The sequence below is a fragment of the Fluoribacter gormanii genome (assembly GCF_900156395.1).
Taxonomy (GTDB): Bacteria; Pseudomonadota; Gammaproteobacteria; order Legionellales; family Legionellaceae; genus Legionella; species Legionella gormanii.
Genome location: NZ_FTNL01000004.1, coordinates 30666 through 49818 on the forward strand (window position 1 = coordinate 30666; position 19153 = coordinate 49818).

Consider the following 19153-nt stretch of genomic DNA (forward strand, 5'->3'; position numbering starts at 1 on the left):
ATTAATTGTACTAACATATTGGTTTAAACTAAGTTGCTTTTTATGAAAAGCTAAAAATATAAAAATAGTATCAATAATCAAAAGTAGTACGCAAGGAGAGTTGATAACTTTAATTAAATATACTTAATTCTGTATGGAGACATCATGATAATTCAAACTGTAAATCCCGCAACAGAACAGATCCTGCAAACCTATAATTGCTTAAGCGAGCAAGAAGTTACTGAAAAACTGAATAAAGCACATGAAGCATATCTGGAATGGAAAAAAACATCTTTTAGCAAAAGAAAAGCCTTCATGTTACGACTCGCCCAACTTTTAAAATCAAAAACAGATGAATTGGCTCATTTAATGTCAATTGAAATGGGCAAGCCAATCACTGCTGGTATCGCCGAAATTAATAAGTGCGCCTGGTTATGTGAGCATTATGCAGAACATGCTGAAGAGTACCTTGCTCCCAAAATTGTGCAAACGGATATGAAAAAATCTAAAGTATGTCATTTGCCACTTGGAGTGGTTTTCGCCATCATGCCTTGGAATTTTCCATTTTGGCAGGTATTTCGTTTTGCTGTTCCTACACTCATGGCTGGTAATGTCGCTGTCTTGAAACATGCCCCCATCTCTTCTGGAACTGGCAATAAAATACAAGAGTTGTTTCTGGAAGCAGGATTTCCTGAATATGTCTTTCAGCACTTGATTGTCGATAATGATGGAGCGGCTAAAATTATAGAGCATCCTTCAGTGATTGCCGTTACTTTGACAGGAAGCGGACGTGCAGGAAGTGCTGTTGCAAGTCATGCAGGAAAATTTTTAAAGAAAGCAGTATTAGAACTTGGTGGAAGTGATCCTTATCTTGTTCTTGAAGATGCTGATCTAGATCTGGCCGCACGCAGTATTGTTAATTCACGACTCAATAATTCAGGTCAGGTTTGTATTGCTGCCAAGCGCATCATTGTTTTAAAATCTATTGTAGAAGAGTTGATACAAAAAATAATTGAGCAAGTTTCTACATTTAAAATGGGGGATCCTCTTAATCCCGAAACCCAGCTTGGCCCCTTAGCACGTTCAGACTTACGCGAAAACTTGCATATTCAAGTAGAAAAATCACTAAAACAAGGTGCTAAATTATTGCTAGGTGGTATAATTCCGGATGGAAAAGGTTTTTATTATCCACCAACTTTGTTAACTCATGTGACACCTGGCATGCCAGCTTTTGATGAAGAGTTATTTGGACCTGTTATTGCTATTATTACAGTCAATAATGAAAAAGAAGGCATTGCTTATGCCAATCAAAGCCAATATGGTTTAGGTGCCGCGGTGTTTACTCGCGATTTGGAGAGGGGAGAGCATATAGCTACTTATGAAATAGAGGCTGGTGCATGTTTCGTTAATGCTTTTGTGGCTTCAGATCCCAGGTTACCATTTGGTGGAATAAAAGAATCAGGCTTTGGCCGTGAGTTATCAAAAGAAGGTATATTAGAGTTTGTTAACACTAAAACCATAGCCATTGCTGATTCTTAACATGAAAGTTTGCAGTCATTTACTTAAAGCGTAAATGGCTACAGCATGATTTTTTGGCCACTCTCATTGAACCAGTTTATTTATTGGCTTGGTGTGAGTGGCTGGTTATTTTTATTTAAACAATAATTCTCGCTGTAGGGCTGAGGCAAAATCGACGAGGTAAAACAACAATGTCTTATAAATTTGAAGAGGGTAAAGATGTATTAATTGAAGCCATTGTAGATAAAATTAGAAGCTCTATGGTTGGTGATCAAACTGAGTTTTGCGCCGAATTTGCCAAGCAGTTGTATGGCACTGTAGCAATGGAAGACCTGAGTTCATGGACTATTGATGATCTTTATGGCGCTGTAGTAAATTTTTGGTCTTTAATTAGTGAACGTGCCCCTCATGAGACAAAAATTAGAATCTATAATCCTGATTATGAACGTCATGGATGGCAGACTACCCATACTGTAATTGAAGTCATTTGTGATGACATGCCTTTTTTGGTTGACTCAATTCGTTTGGTAATTCATAGAATGGGACTCTCTTCTCATCTAACCATTCATATGGGTGGTATTCGCGTTAAAAGAGATAAAGAGAACCGAGTCTGTGAAATTTTACCTCGTACTCAAATGTTAGATGAGAACGACGTCATCCATGAAGCGCCAATATTTCTAGAAATTGATCGACAAACTGACCCTAAAGTACTTGAAGAATTGCATAAGGGATGCGAACGCGCTCTCGAAGACAACCGAGTAGTTTTTGAAGACTGGGAAAAAATGCGCGCTGCAGTTCGAGAAGCAATTTCAGAGATTGATCAAGTATCTTCTGTACTCGATTTGGATGAAGTAGAAGAAACCAAAGCATTTTTACATTGGATCGAAGATCATCATTTTACCTTTTTAGGAATGAGAGATTATGAGTTAACTGAAAAAGGTAAAGAAACAATTTTACAAGCGGTTCCAAATACTGGATTGGGACTTTTGCGTGAAAGTGTTACTAAATCAATGACACGCAGTATTTCTGCAATGACACCAGAGGCGCGCGAATTTACTTTATCTCCACGCATATTAGTTACTTCAAAAACAAATACACTAGCAAGTGTTCACCGTGATGCGTATACCGATTATATAGGAATTAAACGATTTAATGCCCAAGGAAAAGTGATTGGCGAAAGAAGAATTATCGGGCTTTATACTTCTGCGGCCTATCATACTAACCCCAAACAAATTCCATTTTTGAGACGCAAGGTAGCGCTCATTATGGAAAATTCCAAATTAAATCCACGCAGTCATGCAGGTAAGATTTTGTTGAATATTCTAGAAACTCTACCACGCGATGATTTGATTCAAGGAACAGAAGAAGAGCTTCTGGAAATTGCAATGGGTATATTTTACATGCAAGACAGGAAACGAATTCGACTCTTCGCGCGAGTTGACGTTTATCGCCGTTTTGTTTCTTGCTTGGTATATGTTCCTAAAGATAGGATTAATACTGAATTAAGAATGGCGATGAAGAAAATTCTTGATGAAAGTTTTAATTCTATTGAGACTACATATTCGACTCAATTTACCGAGTCTGTTTTAGCACGGGTGCATTTTATTATTAAAATTAATCCGAATATACCACTCGAATATGATCTAAAAGACATTGAACGAAAACTAATCGAAGCAGGACGCTCATGGACAGATGATTTGCAAGCTCATTTATATGAAACATATGGAGAGGAACAGGCGAATAGTCTTTTTGCACGTTATAAGAATGCATTTCCAATTGCTTATTGTGATATGTTTTCTGCAAGAACAGCAGTTTATGATATTAAACATATTGAGTTACTCACATCCGAGCATCCGTTGGGTATTAACTTTTATAAACCATTGGATGAGTCTGAAAATAGTTTTAGATTAAAAGTGTATCAGCATGATAATACGATACCTTTATCTGATGTTTTACCAATATTAGAAAAACTAGGTTTACGTGCCATAAGCGAGCGTCCTTACTCTTTAAAATTTGAAGATGGTAAAGTTGCTTGGATTAATGATTTTGCCATGCAATATAATAAACCGATTGAGTTTGATCTGGATGAGATAAAAGAATTATTCCAGAATGCCTTTGCCAAAGTCTGGTTTGGGCAAGCTGAAAATGATGGCTTTAATCAGTTGGTTTTAGCGGCTGGACTTAATTGGCGTGAAGTAGCTGTATTGCGCACTTACGCTAAATATTTCAAGCAAATTGGTATTACTTTTAGCCAAGACTATATGGAAATGGCATTAAATAATAATGTCACTATTGCTAAAAAGTTAGTGAAATTATTTGAAATTCGCTTTAATCCTGCTGAGGATCCCAATAGAGAAGATCGTTTCACTGATTTGTCTATTGAAATATTAAATGATCTAGATACTGTATCGAATCTTGATGAAGATAAAATAATCAGACAGTATATCCATGCGATTAGTGCTACATTACGAACTAATTTTTATCAAGTAAATCAAGATGGGCACCATAAACCTTATATTTCGTTAAAATTAAACAGCAAGATTATTCCTGGTGTGCCAAAACCACATCCTATGTTTGAAATTTTTGTATATTCTCCACGCTTTGAAGGGGTTCATTTACGTTGTGGCAAGGTTGCTCGAGGAGGCTTACGTTGGTCCGATCGAAGAGAGGATTTCCGTACAGAAATTCTTGGTTTGATGAAGGCGCAGCAAGTTAAGAACTCAGTGATTGTACCCAGTGGCGCCAAGGGTGGTTTTGTACCCAAATTGTTGCCGGTGAACGGTACACGTGAAGAAATAATGGCTGAAGGGATCGGTTGTTATCAATTATTTATTCGTGGTCTTCTCGATATTACAGATAATTATGTTGAGGGTAAGGTAGCTAAACCCGAGAATGTTGTTTGCTTTGATGAGGATGATCCTTACCTTGTTGTTGCGGCAGATAAGGGTACCGCAACGTTCTCTGATATTGCTAATGCCATTTCTTTAGAGTATGGCTTTTGGTTGGGAGATGCTTTTGCATCAGGTGGCTCAATAGGTTATGACCATAAGAAAATGGGGATTACGGCCAAAGGTGCATGGGAGTCAGTGAAACGTCATTTTTATGAATTGAATATTGACATTGAAAATAATGATTTTACTGTTGTTGGCATTGGCGACATGGCTGGAGATGTTTTTGGCAATGGTATGTTGTTATCAAAACACATCAAGTTGGTTGGAGCCTTTAACCATATTCATATTTTTGTCGATCCTGATCCTGACGCAGAAGCCAGTTTCAAAGAACGTGAACGTTTATTCCATTTACCTCGTTCAAATTGGACTGATTACGATAAAAAACTAATTTCCAAGGGAGGTGGTGTATTCAATCGTAATGCCAAATCCATCCCTGTCAGTAAGGAGATGCAAGTTGTTTTCGGAATTAAACAGAATGAAATTGAGCCCAATGAGTTAATTAAAGCGATATTGAAAGCTAAAGTTGATTTACTCTGGAGTGCTGGAATTGGTACTTATGTTAAGGCAAGTACTGAATCAAACTCTAATGTTGGTGACCGAACCAATGATATGACCAGAGTCAATGCCAAACAATTGCGTTGTAAAGTTGTTGGTGAGGGCGGTAACTTGGGATTAACCCAATTGGCACGTGTTGAGTATTCATTAAATGGCGGAATGGTTTATACCGACTTTATTGATAACTCTGGTGGTGTTAATTGTTCTGATAAAGAAGTAAATATTAAGATCCTACTTAACAGTATTGTTGCAGTTGGTGATTTAACTCCAAAACAGCGTAATGAATTGTTAATTGACATGACTGATGAAGTAAGTAAATTGGTACTTCGTGACAATTTCTTGCAAACACGAGCAATTAGTTTATCTGCATCACAACCTCTTCAGGCATTGGATCTGCAAAGTCGCTATATCAGTGAATTGGAACGAACCGGAAAAATTGATCGTAATCTGGAATACTTGCCAGACGACAAGATCATTATGGAACGCAAATTAATGGGCAAAGGCCTGATGCGCCCTAGTATTGCCGTATTAATGTGTTACAGCAAAACAATTCTTAAGGAGCAAATTCTGGCCTCGGGTGTTCCTGAAGAAGGGTATATGACTCAATTTTTAATTAGTTCATTTCCCAAGCCTTTGCAAGAGCGATTTAGCAAGCAAATGCAGTCTCATCCACTAAGAAGAGAAATTATAGCAACCAAGTTAAGCAATATTATAGTAAATGAGATGGGCTTTACTTACATTTACAGATTACAAGATGAAACTGGAGCTCCTGTTTCAGCAATCGTAAGAGCATATGTCATTACTCGCTCTGTGCTTAATTTAGAATCTGTTTGGAAGCAAATTGAGGAATTGGGTACGAAGATCAGCGCTAAAAAGCAAGTAGAAATGATGATGCTTTATTCTAGATTAGCCCGACGTATTACACGTTGGTTCTTGCGTAGTCAGCGTAGAGCCGTTGATATTTCTGAGGTTGTAAAACTGTACGCCCAAGGAATTGTTGAATTGAAGATGTCCATACCAGCAATCTTAAATGAAGAGCGACGGGTAAAATATAATGAGGAGTATCAGGGGCTTATTGAGGAAGGTATTCCACCAACCTTTGCGCATGATTTAACTGTAACGCGTGGCTTATTTGCTGCAACCGACATTATAGAAATTGCTGATAAGAGAAATATGAAAGTTGCTCAGGTTGCAGAAATTTATTTTGGAGTAGGTGAGTTCTTGGATCTTGCCTGGATTAGAAAACAAATTATTATGCATCCGAGTGAAAATCATTGGGAATCCTTGTCCAGAGAAGCATTACGAGATGATTTGGATTGGCAACAGCGCCAACTCACTGCTGGACTGATTAACTATGATGGTGAGAACCCGGATTTGCAGGCGCGTCTTGCTTCTTGGGGAGAGTCTCATCGTGCATTGATACAGCGTTGGCGCTTTATTTTAGCAGATCTGAAAGCAAGCTCGGTTCTAAACTATACGATGTTCTTTGTTGCAATCAGGGAGTTGCTCGATCTGACGCAAACTACTTTGCAGTCGTATGCATTAGTTGAGCAAGAAGCATAATGTTAGTCAGATCATGTTGGTTGGGACTTGGCTCAACCAACATGAAATTTGTAAATGCACGAATACTTTATTATGCAAGTGGATTTGATAACGATGGATTGGTCAATTGTATTGACTGATTCTGCCCCTCAAGAAATACCGTATGCTCAGTTCCTTTCAATATACTTACTGCAATTAAATAGCGCCCAGGCTCCAGAATCGAAAAGTCAACTAACTCACCAAGTTCTGTTTCCTCTGGTTTTTCGAATAATTTTTGTCCAGAATGAATTTTATGATCGGTCATAATTTCAAAAATTTTCATTTGGTGTTTTAAGTTGGCTTTATAGTGCATCCGCGCAATAATTTCCTGCCCTTTATAACAACCTTTATTGAAATTAAGGTATGGAGTTTTTTGCAAATCGAGCCTATGTGGTAAAAACAAACCTCGAGATTCGGGATAAATTTCTATTTGATGTTGATATAGCCTTAAAGTATGCCAGGTTAAAGAGCCAAGAAATTGTTCTTTTCCCATAAAGCATTCTTGGATCTTATATGCATGTTCAGCCAGCACTAGAAAAATGTAAAATCCATTACCTAAATGATAAAAGCAAGAGCGGGCATTGTATGTCTGTGCATAAAGAGCATTAGGAAAAAACTCTGTATCGGGAATAATATCTTCTTTGTTTTGCAGGTAAAATCCAAAAATTTTAAATTGGGTGTTTGGCTTGAGGCTAACACGGGATAAAAGCGAATATTTACTTAAAGAATGAATCGTCGATTCTTGTAGATCTTTAGGCAGTACTAACTTGACTCCTTGCCAGTTAATAATATCCATCAAAGCGAGGATCCGGCCTTTAAGATTGCACTGTGCTCCTTGAATCATTTGTATATCAGATAAGCCTCCTAAGTCACAGGTTAGTTGGCCTTGAAGAAAGTCAATGGCTTTGTTTCCCTCAACATCAATTACAGATAGATATGACAAATCAAATAAATAATTTTTTTGAGGCAAGAGCTTTAACTCACTCTCTAAGGCTTTAAAGCTAGTTAAGGCTCTGTTATTAATTAAATGTGTAAAAGTCGTGCTCATAGTTCTAACCTAAAAAACAGTTATTTTTCTATTATCGATAACTGTGAATTAAAATTTTGCAGAGTTTTTCTAATTCTTTAAACTCACCATCGAAATGATTTTTAAATGAGAATTTAATGATTTCCGTTTATAAAGACAGTAGTGTATCATTTGTCCGTAATAAGATCACAAAGAGATTTACCATGTTGGATATCAAGGAAAAAGCAAAACTTGCATGGCACTGTCGTCGAGGAATGCTGGAATTGGACCTTATTTTAAAACGGTTTCTTGAGCATCAAGTTGATCATCTATCAACACAGGAACTTGCTGCTTTTAATTCATTATTAAATTGTACTGATCCAGAACTGTTTGCCTGGTTAATGGGCCATGACGATCCTCAAGATAAAGAGTTAAAAGAAATTGTCACTATTATCCGAAATAATAATTGAGCCAGGAACGTCAAAAGTTTATTTACGATTGATTTTAGTGGTTTATCTCATTACAGCTACTTTAATTCTTTATTCATCTATATATCTATCGATCAAACTAATTTTGCTTGGACTTATTTTCATTTTGTTGAACTTTGATTGGGTTAATCAACGCCCATGTTCATCAATTAAAAAAATTCAATTTATTGGTAATAAATGGATTGTGGAAATGCGAGACGGTAAAGAGGAATCATATACACAAGCCATAATTCTAATTCATAATCCCCTTTTTCAACTTATTGAATTTGTAAATCCCAGACAAAAAAAACAAATCGTTCTATTTCTTGATCAAATTACAAATCATCAATTACGCCAACTACATCTCAAAATAAGTCAAAGTAGTATATAATTGTACATATGGCTTAAATAAAGGTCAATCATTTGAATAATGGAATTATGAGGAAGTGATGAGTAAAGAAACTTCTTATAGTGATGAGGACTTGATTAATTTAGCGAGACAGGGAGAAATGGAGGCTTATAATCTGTTGTTGTCGCGGTATAACAATAAAATACAACAAATTATTCACTTACATATCCAAGACAGAGCAAATGTTAGTGATCTGGCACAAGAAGTATTAATTAAAGTTTATCGTTACCTACATTATTTTAAAGAAAAAAGCCAGTTTTCAACGTGGTTGTATCGAATTACTCAAAATACAATTAAAAATCATTATCGAGCTGCTAATCTACGTATGGATCTGGAAGCAGAATATGCTGATAACTATTATCCATCAGTGCAGCTATCCCCAGAATATTTATTAATTAATATCGAGTTTGGTGAGCAATTGGAGCTGATTCTTTCTACTTTATCAGAAGAGTTACGTCTTTGTTATGCTATGTATATCCTTGATGGGCAATCATACGAAGACATTGCAAAAAAAATGGATTGTCCGATCGGAACAGTACGATCTCGCATTTTTAGAGCACGAAAATTAATCATGGAATCAATAGGACAATTTGTTTAATAGACATTTCTTCTTTCCACAATTATGATATGAGCGCATTTTATTATTATTCAATAGCCTGTTGCTTTTCTAAAATATCATAAAGAGTTAAATTCATGACTAATCCTCTGGAAAGACGTTTAGCAAGTTGTCGTGATAAACTGTTACAGCTTTATATAGAAAACGAGCATGAAACAAGGATTCTGCAACAACTAAAAGAGGTTGATGCGTATTATAGGGTTTCATTCGATAAATCAACTTTTCATCAGCAAGCAATTTTAGAAAGTTATGAATTGTTTGTTGATCGTCTTGTCAACGTCAAAAATGGTGAGTTTTCTGCAGAACAAGCATTACAAAAAATTCAAGAAACTACCTTTGATAGAAAGTTAGGTATTGTCTTCTATAATATTGCTAAGGCACTGGAAGTGGCTTTTTGGGGTATTGCAATCCCCTTTTTTTTACTATGTACTACCACGGTAACAACACCAAATCCAATTTGTGGCCTAAGTTTAGCAATCATTTTCACTGCACTAATGATAAAATCAATAAATAATTTTGTGGACTGTATTGATGATTTCAAATCGTGTAATCGATTGCTTGAAGAAGATGAACGTGAACGATGCTTGGTATCATTTTTTAAATCAGCCGTTTCCCCCATACAGGAATTAAGAGTTGCAAGCTCAGACCAACAATTGCCTGCAGATTTGACTCAAATATTTAGTTAATTTGGAGGAGGAAATTTATATCATCTTTAATTGTTTTTTCAATTGGTTATATCATCTTTAATAGTCTATTTAATTATGATATAAAACGCCCTGATTATTTACTAATCAATGTCGATGTTATTTTTTCTTCGTTAAATTAAGGGATGAATTATGACTAGTTCATTGGAAAAACGTTTAAATGAATGCGATAAAAAAATTGATGCGCTTTTTAAAGGGGTGAAGTTGAATGAAGAAATTGAAAAGCAATTAAAATCAATTCAAGCTTATTATCATAAACTATATATCGAATCCATTGATAAACAAGCAGAAAAAGAATGTATAAAAATATATGAACTCCTTGTCACTGGCCTTGAAGGAATAAAAAAGGGTGATCTAAAATCTGAGGAGGTGTTAAAAGAACTTGATGAAATAACATCAATAAGAAAATCAAACATCCTTTTAGAAAATATTCTCACTGCATTAGAATTATTATGTTGGGCTGCACTCTCAGGTGTATTCTTCTCCTATTGTGTTTTAATGGCGCCTCCACTGGTAGCAGTTAATCCTTTTTTTGCTCTTGCTATACTATCAATTGCTTGCATGGCAGCAATCTATTCAACAGTCAACTTTTTTAATTGTATTGATGAATTTAAATCTTCGACACCTGTAGAGGAGGAGTTTAAACGAGAAAAGAATTTAATATCATTTTTTAAGTTTACGCCGCCTTCTGAGTCACCCTCTAAAGTATTTGAGCCTAATGAATATCCGCAAAAAGAGCAACTATATCCTGTAATAATTTAACAAGCACAATTTACGCTACAAATATTTGACAAAATAGATCCCGGATAAAGATAGATGTTATCCGGGACTCAGATGAGATATCCTTTGAATAAGAATAATCGGTGAATTTTTTTTATTTTCTCTGCATATATTCAACAAATAAGCTGCTATTAAACAAACATATGATAAAATGCTAACATTAAATTGAACTCGAAAAGAACTTATATGCTGGAAAGTGACCGCTTAATCAGTACTCAAAGTACTGTCTCGGAAGAGGCTATTGATCGTGCGATTAGACCCCTTAGCCTTCGTGAGTATATAGGGCAGGATGCCGTAAGTTCGCAGATGCAGATTTTTATTGATGCAGCCAAAAAGCGAAAGGATGCATTGGACCATGTTTTAATCTTCGGTCCTCCCGGTCTTGGTAAAACTACTTTAGCTAACATTATTGCTCATGAAATGGGTGTAAATTTGCGCCAAACATCGGGGCCAGTGATTGAACGAGCAGGTGACATTGCTGCAATACTTACCAACCTGCAAGCAAATGATGTGCTCTTTATTGATGAAATTCATAGACTCAGTCCTGTAATTGAAGAAATACTCTATCCTGCAATGGAAGATTATAAACTGGATATCATGATTGGCGAGGGGCCTGCCGCACGCTCAATTAAACTCGAATTGCCGCCTTTTACCTTGATTGGAGCAACAACACGAGCCGGGTTACTTACTTCTCCCCTCAGAGATCGATTTGGAATTGTACAGCGTCTGGAATATTATTCTGTTGATTCATTAACACAAATTGTTGCACGCTCGGCTCAATTACTCAATGTAAAAACTAAACCTGAAGGGGCAAAAGAAATTGCATTGAGGTCAAGAGGAACGCCACGTATTGCAAATCGTTTGTTACGACGTGTTAGAGATTATGCAGAAGTTAAAGGTGGCGGTATCATTGATGTTGATATTGCGCAAAAAGCTCTAGAAATGTTAGATGTTGACAAACATGGTTTCGATCTCATGGATAGGAAATTGCTGTTAGCTGTAATTGAGCAATTTAATGGAGGTCCGGTAGGGGTTGATAGTATAGCCGCAGCAATTGGTGAGGAAAAAGGCACAATTGAAGACGTTTTGGAGCCATTTTTAATACAAAAAGGATTCCTTATGCGCACACCAAGAGGTAGAATAGCCACATCACGCGCCTACCAGCATTTTGGTTTGAACACAGTGGAACAGGATTGAACAATGGATGCTACAACTGTGCATCAACATTCCTTTCGTGTTTACGCTGAAGACGTAGACTACATGGGAATTGTTTATCATGCGAACTATCTTTGTTATTTTGAGCGAGCTCGAACAGAAATGTTAAGGCAAAATAATTTAATTCTCTCTGATTTAATGAAACAGGATACTCTTTTTGCCATATATGATGCACATGTTCGCTATAAATCACCAGCTCGATTAGATGATTTACTCACTGTTAAAACTCAAATCCAACAATTAGGAGCTTGTAGTTTTTTATTTGATCAGAACATGGAAAATCAACAAGGCAAAATAATTTGTGAAGCTAAAATTCAAGTGGTATGTGTGGATAGCAATTTGAAACCAAAGCGATTTTCACTTGAGTAAAGAGTTGTTATCGTTAGCAGGTTGTAGGTAAAAATTATAATCTGATGAAGATTAATAAAATAAGATCTTGGTACTGGAGATAATATAAATGGGTAATCAAGCAAATGTATTAATGTACTTTATGCAAGCAGGTCTAGTTGTTAAATCAGTCATGATGTTACTCGCTGCTGCTTCCATTACTTCATGGACATTAATATTTCAACGCGCCTGGTTTTTTAATCGTAAAAAACAGCTCACAGATTCTTTTAATCAAAGATTTTGGGATAGTGGTGATTTAAGTAGACTTTATGCCGATATCGATAGTAACTCAGAAGAGCGAGATGGAATGGCAGCTATTTTTCATGCAGGCTTTAAAGAATTTGTACGGGCTAGAAAACTAGGCAATGTAATTATTGAGCCCATCCAACGAGTTATGCAAATTACCCATGCAAAAGAAGCAGAAAAGCTGGAAAAACATTTACCTTTTTTTGCTTCCGTCGGCTCTATTGCACCTTATGTAGGATTATTTGGTACTGTCTGGGGTATAATGACCTCATTTCAGGCATTAGGCCATGCTCAACAGGCAACCATTGCTATGGTTGCTCCAGGTATTTCTGAAGCTTTAGTAGCCACAGCTTTGGGCTTATTTACAGCAATACCAGCAGTTATTGCATATAACCGATATACAACGCGCGCTAATGATTTATTAAATCGATTTGACTTGTTTCAGGAAGAATTAATATCGCTTATAGAACAACAAAACAGTGAAACTGTAAGAGGGTAGAATTTGAAATGATCAGAGCAAAAACCAAACGTGAGCGCCCCATATCAGAAATTAATGTCGTACCTTATATCGATGTAATGTTGGTTTTACTTGTTATCTTTATGATCACAGCACCAATGCTGAGTCAAGGAGTCACTGTAGATTTGCCTAAAGCCGCGAGCCAGAATCTGGCACCTACAGATAGAGAACCTATTATTGTTTCTGTGAATCAACAAGGTACTTATTTTCTTAATATCAGCAGTACACCCGCGGAGCCTATCGAGTCACAAGCTTTAGTTGTTCGTGTTGCTGCAGAGTTGGAATTAGCAAAGCAATCGGGCCAAAAACTTAACGTTTTAGTGAAGGGAGATCAGGGAGTTGCATATGGCAAGGTTGTTCAGGCAATGGCCTTACTTAAGCAAGCAGGGGCAGAACAAGTAGGATTATTGACTGATTCAGAGCAAGAAAAAACAGAGGGGCAAGCATGATAAGCGATCCAAGTTATCGTAAACCTTTTTTTGCCGCAATTGGCTTGCATCTCTTTTTAGTGGTGATGCTGTTGACTGAAAGCTCAAGCCAACGACCTGTTTTGACTGCAGAAACAAAGAACTCGCCTGGAGTGGAGCAGCCAATTGCCGTGACACCACAAACTGAAATTGTGAAGGCAGTTAGTGTCGATAACAAACAGGTTATGGAAACTGTCAATCGCTTGAAGCAGGAGCGTGAGCAACAAAAAAGGGCCGAAATTAATCGACAAAATGAACTCAAGCGACAGGCTGAAGCGGCAAGGCAGCAAAGAATAAAAGAACAACAACAACTTGCTCGACTTAAAGAAGAAGCTAATAGAATTGCTATTGCGCGTAAAAAACAAGCAGAAGAAGAAAAAAAGCGTTTAAAAAAACTTGAAGAGCAAAAGGCGTTGGAAGCCAAGCGAATTGAGGATTTAAAAAAGCAAAAAGAAGAGTTGGTTAAGCAACAGAAACTTGAAGCGAAAAAGCTTGCTGATTTGAATAAGAAAAAAATGGCAGAGAAGGAGCAAGCTGAAAAATTAAAAGAGGAACAGGCCCAAAAAGAAAAGGCTGAGCTTGCAAAAGCAGAAATGGAACGAAAAAAACAAGCTGAAGCTGCAGCTGCAGCCAAACAAGCGCAAGCAGCAGAAAATGCCGCGAAGCAGGCACGTATTGCTGGTGAAGTTGATAAATATAAGGCGCTCATTGTTAATGCCATAGGAAGGAATTGGATATTACCTGAAAATGTTGACAGTAGCTTATCAAGTCAATTCAGAATACGTCTTGCTCCCGATGGAATGGTATTAGAAGTTACTTTAACCCGTAGTAGCGGTGATCCATTGCTTGATCGTTCAGCTCAAACTGCTATTTATAAAGCGTCACCACTACCTGTGCCCGCAGATCAAGAAACATTTAGTTTGTTTCGCGATATAAGTTTAACCGTTCGACCAGAACAAGTGAGGGGGTAAAACTCGTGATTAACCGAATTATTACACTGTTTTTAGTACTTTTTATGCAGCAAATTTTTGCTCTTGATTTGGAATTAACCCAAGGGATTAATTCAGCGTTACCAATTGCAATCAATTCTTTTGGCTCAAATAGTACATCTCAGGAAATCGGACAAATTATTGAAAATGACTTAAATTTATCAGGTCAGTTTCGAATTGTTTCTGGCCCACAAGGTGCTAACGCACAATCATCAATAAGTACTTTAAAACAACTCGGTGCTGACAGTGTTGTTACAGGACGTGTTAATCAGGTAGGAAGTCATTATGAGATCAGTTTTACTTTAACTGATGCTGTAGCTAATGGAGCGACTTTATTAACAAAAACATATCAAATCAGCGCCAACCAAATCAGGCCATTAGCTCATCATATTAGTGATGAAATATATCAAAAATTAACAGGTGAAAAAGGTATTTTCTCTACCCGAATCGCTTATATTTCTGTCCAAAGAACTAGGAACAGTACCCGTTATTCGCTTGAAGTGGCTGATGCGGATGGACATAACCCACAAAGCTTATTGGTTTCATCCGAACCCATTATGTCTCCAGCGTGGGCTCCTGACGGAAAAACTATTTCTTATGTTTCTTTCGAGAAAAAAAGAGCTCAAATATTTACTGTTTCAGTGGAAACAGGCCAAAGACGTTTAATTACCAGTTTCCCTGGAATTAACGGGGCACCTGCATGGTCACCTGATGGCAGGGAATTGGCTGTAGTGCTGTCCAAAAGTGGGACCCCCAAAATTTACAGTATAGATATCAATACCGGCAATATGAAACAATTAACCTTCGGTGACGCTATTGATACTGAACCACGTTATGCTCCAGATGGAAAAAGCCTGTTATTCACTTCAGGTAGAGGGGGTTCACCCCAGATATATCGCTTATCTTTAGCTAATGGCCAAGTGAGTCGAGTAACGTTTGAGGGCAACTATAATGCGCGAGCTTCTTATACTCCAGATATGAAAAATATCATTATGTTGCATCGTGACGACAAGCAATTTAACATAGGTATGCAAAGTGCAAGTGGTGGGCCAATTGCCAGCCTCACATTCTCTGGTCGCGATGAGTCCCCATCTATTGCACCTAATGGTCGTTTAATACTGTATGCGACTCATAACCAAGATAAAGGTGTATTGGGTATCGTTTCACTGGACGGTAGAATAAGAATGAGACTTCCCGCACGAGAAGGAGATGTACAAGAGCCTGCGTGGTCTCCCTATTTGGGTTAATTATGTCACGAATTATTTATGTACTTGTTTTGTGCTTAGGGTTTTTAAATAGCTATGCTTGGAATGCGGCAGGCCACAAGGTAGTGGCACAAATTGCCTACGATAATTTATCACCAAAAGCGAAAGGCATGTGCTATAAATATCTTCGTTCGCATAGGTATAACACACCTAACTCAAGCTTTGTTAGTGCCTCGACTTGGATGGATGATATTAGGTGGAGGGAAGTATATTGGTATGATGTAATGCATTATATCGATATTCCTTTCTCAAGTGATGGGACTCGGTTACCTCCAGTAGAAAGTACCAATGCAATAAAGGCAATTAAGCAAGCAAGAGCTGTTCTTACTTCTAAAAAAACGACTCCATCAGATAAAAAACTTGCATTACGGATGTTAATACATATCGCAGGTGATATTCATCAACCTTTACATGCCGTAACCCACGTCAGTGCTCAACACCCAAAAGGAGATCTAGGTGGTAATTTATTCTTTTTAGGGAAAAACCCTGTGGGGGCTAATTTACATCAATACTGGGACAATGGAGCCGGTTTTTTTCTCGGGCAATATGATGAGACGCGAATTAAAAGTACAGCGCAGCAATTAGAACAAAAATTACCTTGTTCGGATATTGATGCCCAGATTAAACCTGCTAAATGGGCAAAAATGTCACATAAGCTGGCCTTAAAAAATGTTTATCAAATTAATCCTAATGAAACGCCTAGTGATAAATATCAAGAAAATGCTCAGCTATTAGTTCAAAAACAGGCTACATATGCAGGATGCCGGTTAGCTGCATTGCTGAATAAGATTGCTCAAACATAGTTTTTTTGTACTCTTCAAAAAGAAAGTTCAGTTAACTGTTGCGATAGCTGAAAATGACTCAGTGAATGTGCGATGTGTAGAAAACTCAAGGCTCGTCCGCGGCATGTAGGCGGCGAGCTGAATTGTCAGCAGCCGCTAATTATTTAATCGTATTTTCAATATATTCAAGATTTTTTTTGTGCAAAATTATCTTCTGGGACATCGTCAAGATTTTCTTGTAATGCTAATTGGTCGTAGAGCTCAATTAGCTTACCGATTAATTTAGGAAATTTATTCTCGAGCTGTTCCTTTTTTTTCACATTCTTATTATGCTGCCATAGCGTGAATTTATCAGGGCTATTAAGTGTCGAATACGCTTTTTTGTGTGTTATTTCAAAATTTTTTTCTGCTTTTTCAAGGTCTGCTATATTTTTATTGAAATCCTTGACCAGCTTATTGAATGGAAGCGAAAATTCAACGCTTTTGCCCTCATGTAATTTGATTTTTAGACTGATTAACTCAACAAAAATATTAAACAGCCATTGATAATGCAATAAATCGAATAAATCTAGTTTGTAACAAAGACACGGAGCTAAATTGTTTTGCAAAAGTTTGATTGCTTGTTCTGATGAGCTGGGGGCTTCAAATAAAGGTAGCTGTCTTCGAGTATTTTTTGTAAAGAAGGGAATAATTGAATATTTTGTTGTGTCTGTTATTGCTGGTTTAGCACATAATTCTTCACTAACCCAGGGTATCGTTTCCTTACAAAGATATAGATGGAGTTTATATTGCTTTTTTGCATGTTTCTTCAGGTAAAAAGCAAGTTTTTCTTCTTCTGTACTCGCTATCCCTGTGTTTATAACCTCGATTTTAAGTTGATTACTTTGAGATTGATAATGCTCTATAACAGTTTGAGCTTCAGTATCATCAAATACCACAAATTTAGTTTGGTGCGCTTTCTTAAACTCATCATCATTAAGTAAAATAATCACATTTGAAATACCTACTTTATCAAGTTGGTATAAGTGTCCAAAAGGGATATTGCTATATTCTACGTTTGACCAAATTACTGCAGTTTTCATATATATTTACAATCAAGTTAGCATGCATATTTATTAAATATAGCTCAGGAAATTGAACGAGGTTTTGAAAAGGTTTTTCCATTTAATTCGCATTTAATAAATGAAGAAAAGCAGAATATAAATACTGTGCTATATTTTAGAGGCAATTGTTTAAAAATAGGATTTTATCCTCAACAAAAAGGAATTATAAAAATGAATAAATTATTTGCAAAGATTGGTATATTTAGCTTATTAATGAGTGTTTCATTATTTGGTTGGACAGGACCCTGTAAAGCCATTGCAATTACTTGTATGCAAAATGGTTACTATAAGGGCGGGGAGAATGCGGGGAAAGAGTTAATCAAAGACTGTGTTTTACCTGTAGCAATGGGTAATAAAAGATTACCAAATACCAATTTTAGTCCAGAACAATTGCAACAATGCAAAATGAAGTTAGCTGAAAAAATAAAAAGTAAAGTGCAACAAAAAATGCAACAGTAACATCTAAAATCCTCTCCGTCCAGGGAGAGGATTTTCTACCTTAATCTTTTTGTAATGATTCCATCACCGCCCCTAAGAAACGAGTTGCTTCGCCTCCAGTGACTGCTCTGTGATCAAAACTTAGCGATAGGGGCAGTATATTATGTGCTTCTACAGTTCCTTGGGGCGTGACAACAGCTCCTTGATAGAGTCTACCCACAGCTAAAATGGCAACCATTGGTGGAACAATAATCGGACTTGCAAAGCGTCCGGCAAATTTGCCAAAATTAGAAAGGGTTATGGTTGCTCCCTTCAATTTATCTGCCGTAATTTCTCGATTACTTACAGATTTTTTAAAATCATTGATCATTTTACGCAGATCGGTATCGGAAAGTTTTGCTGCATCATGAATAACAGGTACAAACAAACCTTCGTCATTATCCATGGCTAAACCGAGGTGTACCTGATCAAAACATTGACGTGCACTATGTTTGGTATCAAACCATGCATTTAAAGCGGGTTCTTTGTTTGCAGCATGGATTATTGCGCGAACAAGGCGAACTGTAATATCAGTACCTGGCTTCCATGCACTAATATCCGCTTCATCAAAAATACTTACAGGAACAATTTCGGCGTGAGATTGAACCATACTGTTGAGCATTGCACGTCTTACTCCACGCAGAGGTTCAAAGCCGGCAGGAACTTCAGAGTTTTTATCTGCTTGTGCCTGAACATCATTACGAGTAATGACACCAAATTCTCCAGTCCCTTTAACTGTAGATAAATCAACACCAAGTTTTTTAGCAAGCATTTTAACTGCTGGTGTTGTCTTGATACGATTTCTACTGCTTTGTTGAGCGCCAATAGTGAAGTTATCTTCAAAAGTTTCACTACTTTCTTCTAAGTTACCAACAACTGTTCCTTTATCTGCAGCCTTGGCACTTGTTGATTCAAACGCTACCAAAGGTTCACCCGTTTTGATGACATCTCCAGGCTTGCCATATAATTTGCTAATAGTTCCAGACTGAGGACAAGGTACATCAACCACTGCTTTTGCAGTTTCCATAGAAACCAAAGGTTGATCTGCTACTACTGTATCACCTTCCTTGACAAACCATTCATGAATCTCAGCATCCGGTAGGCCTTCACCCAAATCAGGTAGATTGAATATATTCATT

Annotated in this window: 18 protein-coding genes; 15 read left to right on the forward strand and 3 right to left on the reverse strand. The window is 37.0% G+C overall.

Annotated features, from left to right (window positions below; translation table 11 throughout):
- The first annotated feature begins 144 nt into the window (after positions 1-144).
- Entirely contained in the window at positions 145-1518 is a 1374-nt protein-coding gene (locus tag BW930_RS03775) for an NAD-dependent succinate-semialdehyde dehydrogenase (protein WP_058469461.1), read from the forward strand.
- Positions 1519-1688: 170 nt separating this feature from the next.
- A complete protein-coding gene (locus BW930_RS03780) occupies positions 1689-6566 on the forward strand; it encodes an NAD-glutamate dehydrogenase (RefSeq protein WP_058469462.1) in 4878 nt (1625 codons plus the stop codon).
- Between the two features lie 70 nt (positions 6567-6636).
- Here the strand turns inward: BW930_RS03780 and ygfZ are convergent, their stop codons facing one another.
- On the reverse strand, positions 6637-7632 hold the full coding sequence (gene ygfZ, locus BW930_RS03785; protein WP_058469463.1) for a CAF17-like 4Fe-4S cluster assembly/insertion protein YgfZ: 996 nt from the start codon (positions 7630-7632) through the stop codon (positions 6637-6639).
- A 182-nt stretch (positions 7633-7814) separates the two neighbouring features.
- On the opposite strand from ygfZ, the gene BW930_RS03790 reads away from it, so the two are divergent.
- From BW930_RS03790 to BW930_RS03845, 12 genes are all read left to right on the forward strand, one after another.
- A complete protein-coding gene (locus BW930_RS03790) occupies positions 7815-8060 on the forward strand; it encodes an FAD assembly factor SdhE (protein WP_058469464.1) in 246 nt (81 codons plus the stop codon).
- Positions 8061-8268: 208 nt separating this feature from the next.
- The gene (locus BW930_RS17290) at positions 8269-8448 is read left to right on the forward strand and encodes a hypothetical protein (RefSeq protein WP_238587916.1); all 180 of its coding nucleotides are present in this window, start codon (positions 8269-8271) and stop codon (positions 8446-8448) included.
- A 58-nt stretch (positions 8449-8506) separates the two neighbouring features.
- Entirely contained in the window at positions 8507-9064 is a 558-nt protein-coding gene (locus BW930_RS03800) for a sigma-70 family RNA polymerase sigma factor (RefSeq protein WP_058469466.1), read from the forward strand.
- Positions 9065-9159: 95 nt separating this feature from the next.
- Complete coding sequence (locus BW930_RS03805; RefSeq protein ID WP_058469467.1) at positions 9160-9768, forward strand: DUF5638 domain-containing protein; 609 nt, start codon at positions 9160-9162, stop codon at positions 9766-9768.
- A 162-nt stretch (positions 9769-9930) separates the two neighbouring features.
- On the forward strand, positions 9931-10548 hold the full coding sequence (locus BW930_RS03810) for a DUF5638 domain-containing protein (RefSeq protein ID WP_238587917.1): 618 nt from the start codon (positions 9931-9933) through the stop codon (positions 10546-10548).
- Positions 10549-10752: 204 nt separating this feature from the next.
- Complete coding sequence (ruvB, locus tag BW930_RS03815; RefSeq protein WP_058469469.1) at positions 10753-11763, forward strand: Holliday junction branch migration DNA helicase RuvB; 1011 nt, start codon at positions 10753-10755, stop codon at positions 11761-11763.
- A 3-nt stretch (positions 11764-11766) separates the two neighbouring features.
- Positions 11767-12150 (forward strand): YbgC/FadM family acyl-CoA thioesterase, encoded by a 384-nt coding sequence (locus BW930_RS03820; protein ID WP_058469470.1) that lies wholly within the window; start codon positions 11767-11769, stop codon positions 12148-12150.
- Between the two features lie 88 nt (positions 12151-12238).
- Complete coding sequence (tolQ, locus tag BW930_RS03825) at positions 12239-12913, forward strand: protein TolQ (protein ID WP_058469471.1); 675 nt, start codon at positions 12239-12241, stop codon at positions 12911-12913.
- An 8-nt stretch (positions 12914-12921) separates the two neighbouring features.
- Positions 12922-13380, forward strand: a complete 459-nt coding sequence (tolR, locus tag BW930_RS03830; protein ID WP_058469472.1) for a protein TolR — start codon at positions 12922-12924, stop codon at positions 13378-13380.
- Entirely contained in the window at positions 13377-14369 is a 993-nt protein-coding gene (gene tolA / locus BW930_RS03835; protein WP_058469473.1) for a cell envelope integrity protein TolA, read from the forward strand. The genes tolR and tolA overlap by 4 nt, the downstream gene beginning before the upstream one ends.
- Positions 14370-14374: 5 nt before the next feature.
- Positions 14375-15634, forward strand: coding sequence for a Tol-Pal system beta propeller repeat protein TolB (gene tolB / locus BW930_RS03840; protein ID WP_058469474.1), 1260 nt, complete (start codon positions 14375-14377; stop codon positions 15632-15634).
- A 2-nt stretch (positions 15635-15636) separates the two neighbouring features.
- Entirely contained in the window at positions 15637-16455 is an 819-nt protein-coding gene (locus BW930_RS03845) for a S1/P1 nuclease (protein WP_058469475.1), read from the forward strand.
- A gap of 164 nt (positions 16456-16619) precedes the next feature.
- Here the strand turns inward: BW930_RS03845 and BW930_RS03850 are convergent, their stop codons facing one another.
- Complete coding sequence (locus BW930_RS03850) at positions 16620-17516, reverse strand: hypothetical protein (RefSeq protein ID WP_058469476.1); 897 nt, start codon at positions 17514-17516, stop codon at positions 16620-16622.
- Positions 17517-17708: 192 nt separating this feature from the next.
- Between BW930_RS03850 and BW930_RS03855 the strand changes: the two genes are divergently transcribed.
- A complete protein-coding gene (locus tag BW930_RS03855) occupies positions 17709-17996 on the forward strand; it encodes a hypothetical protein (protein WP_058469477.1) in 288 nt (95 codons plus the stop codon).
- 40 nt (positions 17997-18036) lie between these two features.
- Here BW930_RS03855 and BW930_RS03860 read toward each other — a convergent pair whose 3' ends face one another.
- Positions 18037-19152 carry a dihydrolipoamide acetyltransferase family protein gene (locus tag BW930_RS03860; protein WP_058469478.1) on the reverse strand — a complete coding sequence of 372 codons (1116 nt, stop codon included), beginning with the start codon at positions 19150-19152 and terminating at the stop codon, positions 18037-18039.
- Position 19153 lies beyond the last annotated feature (1 nt).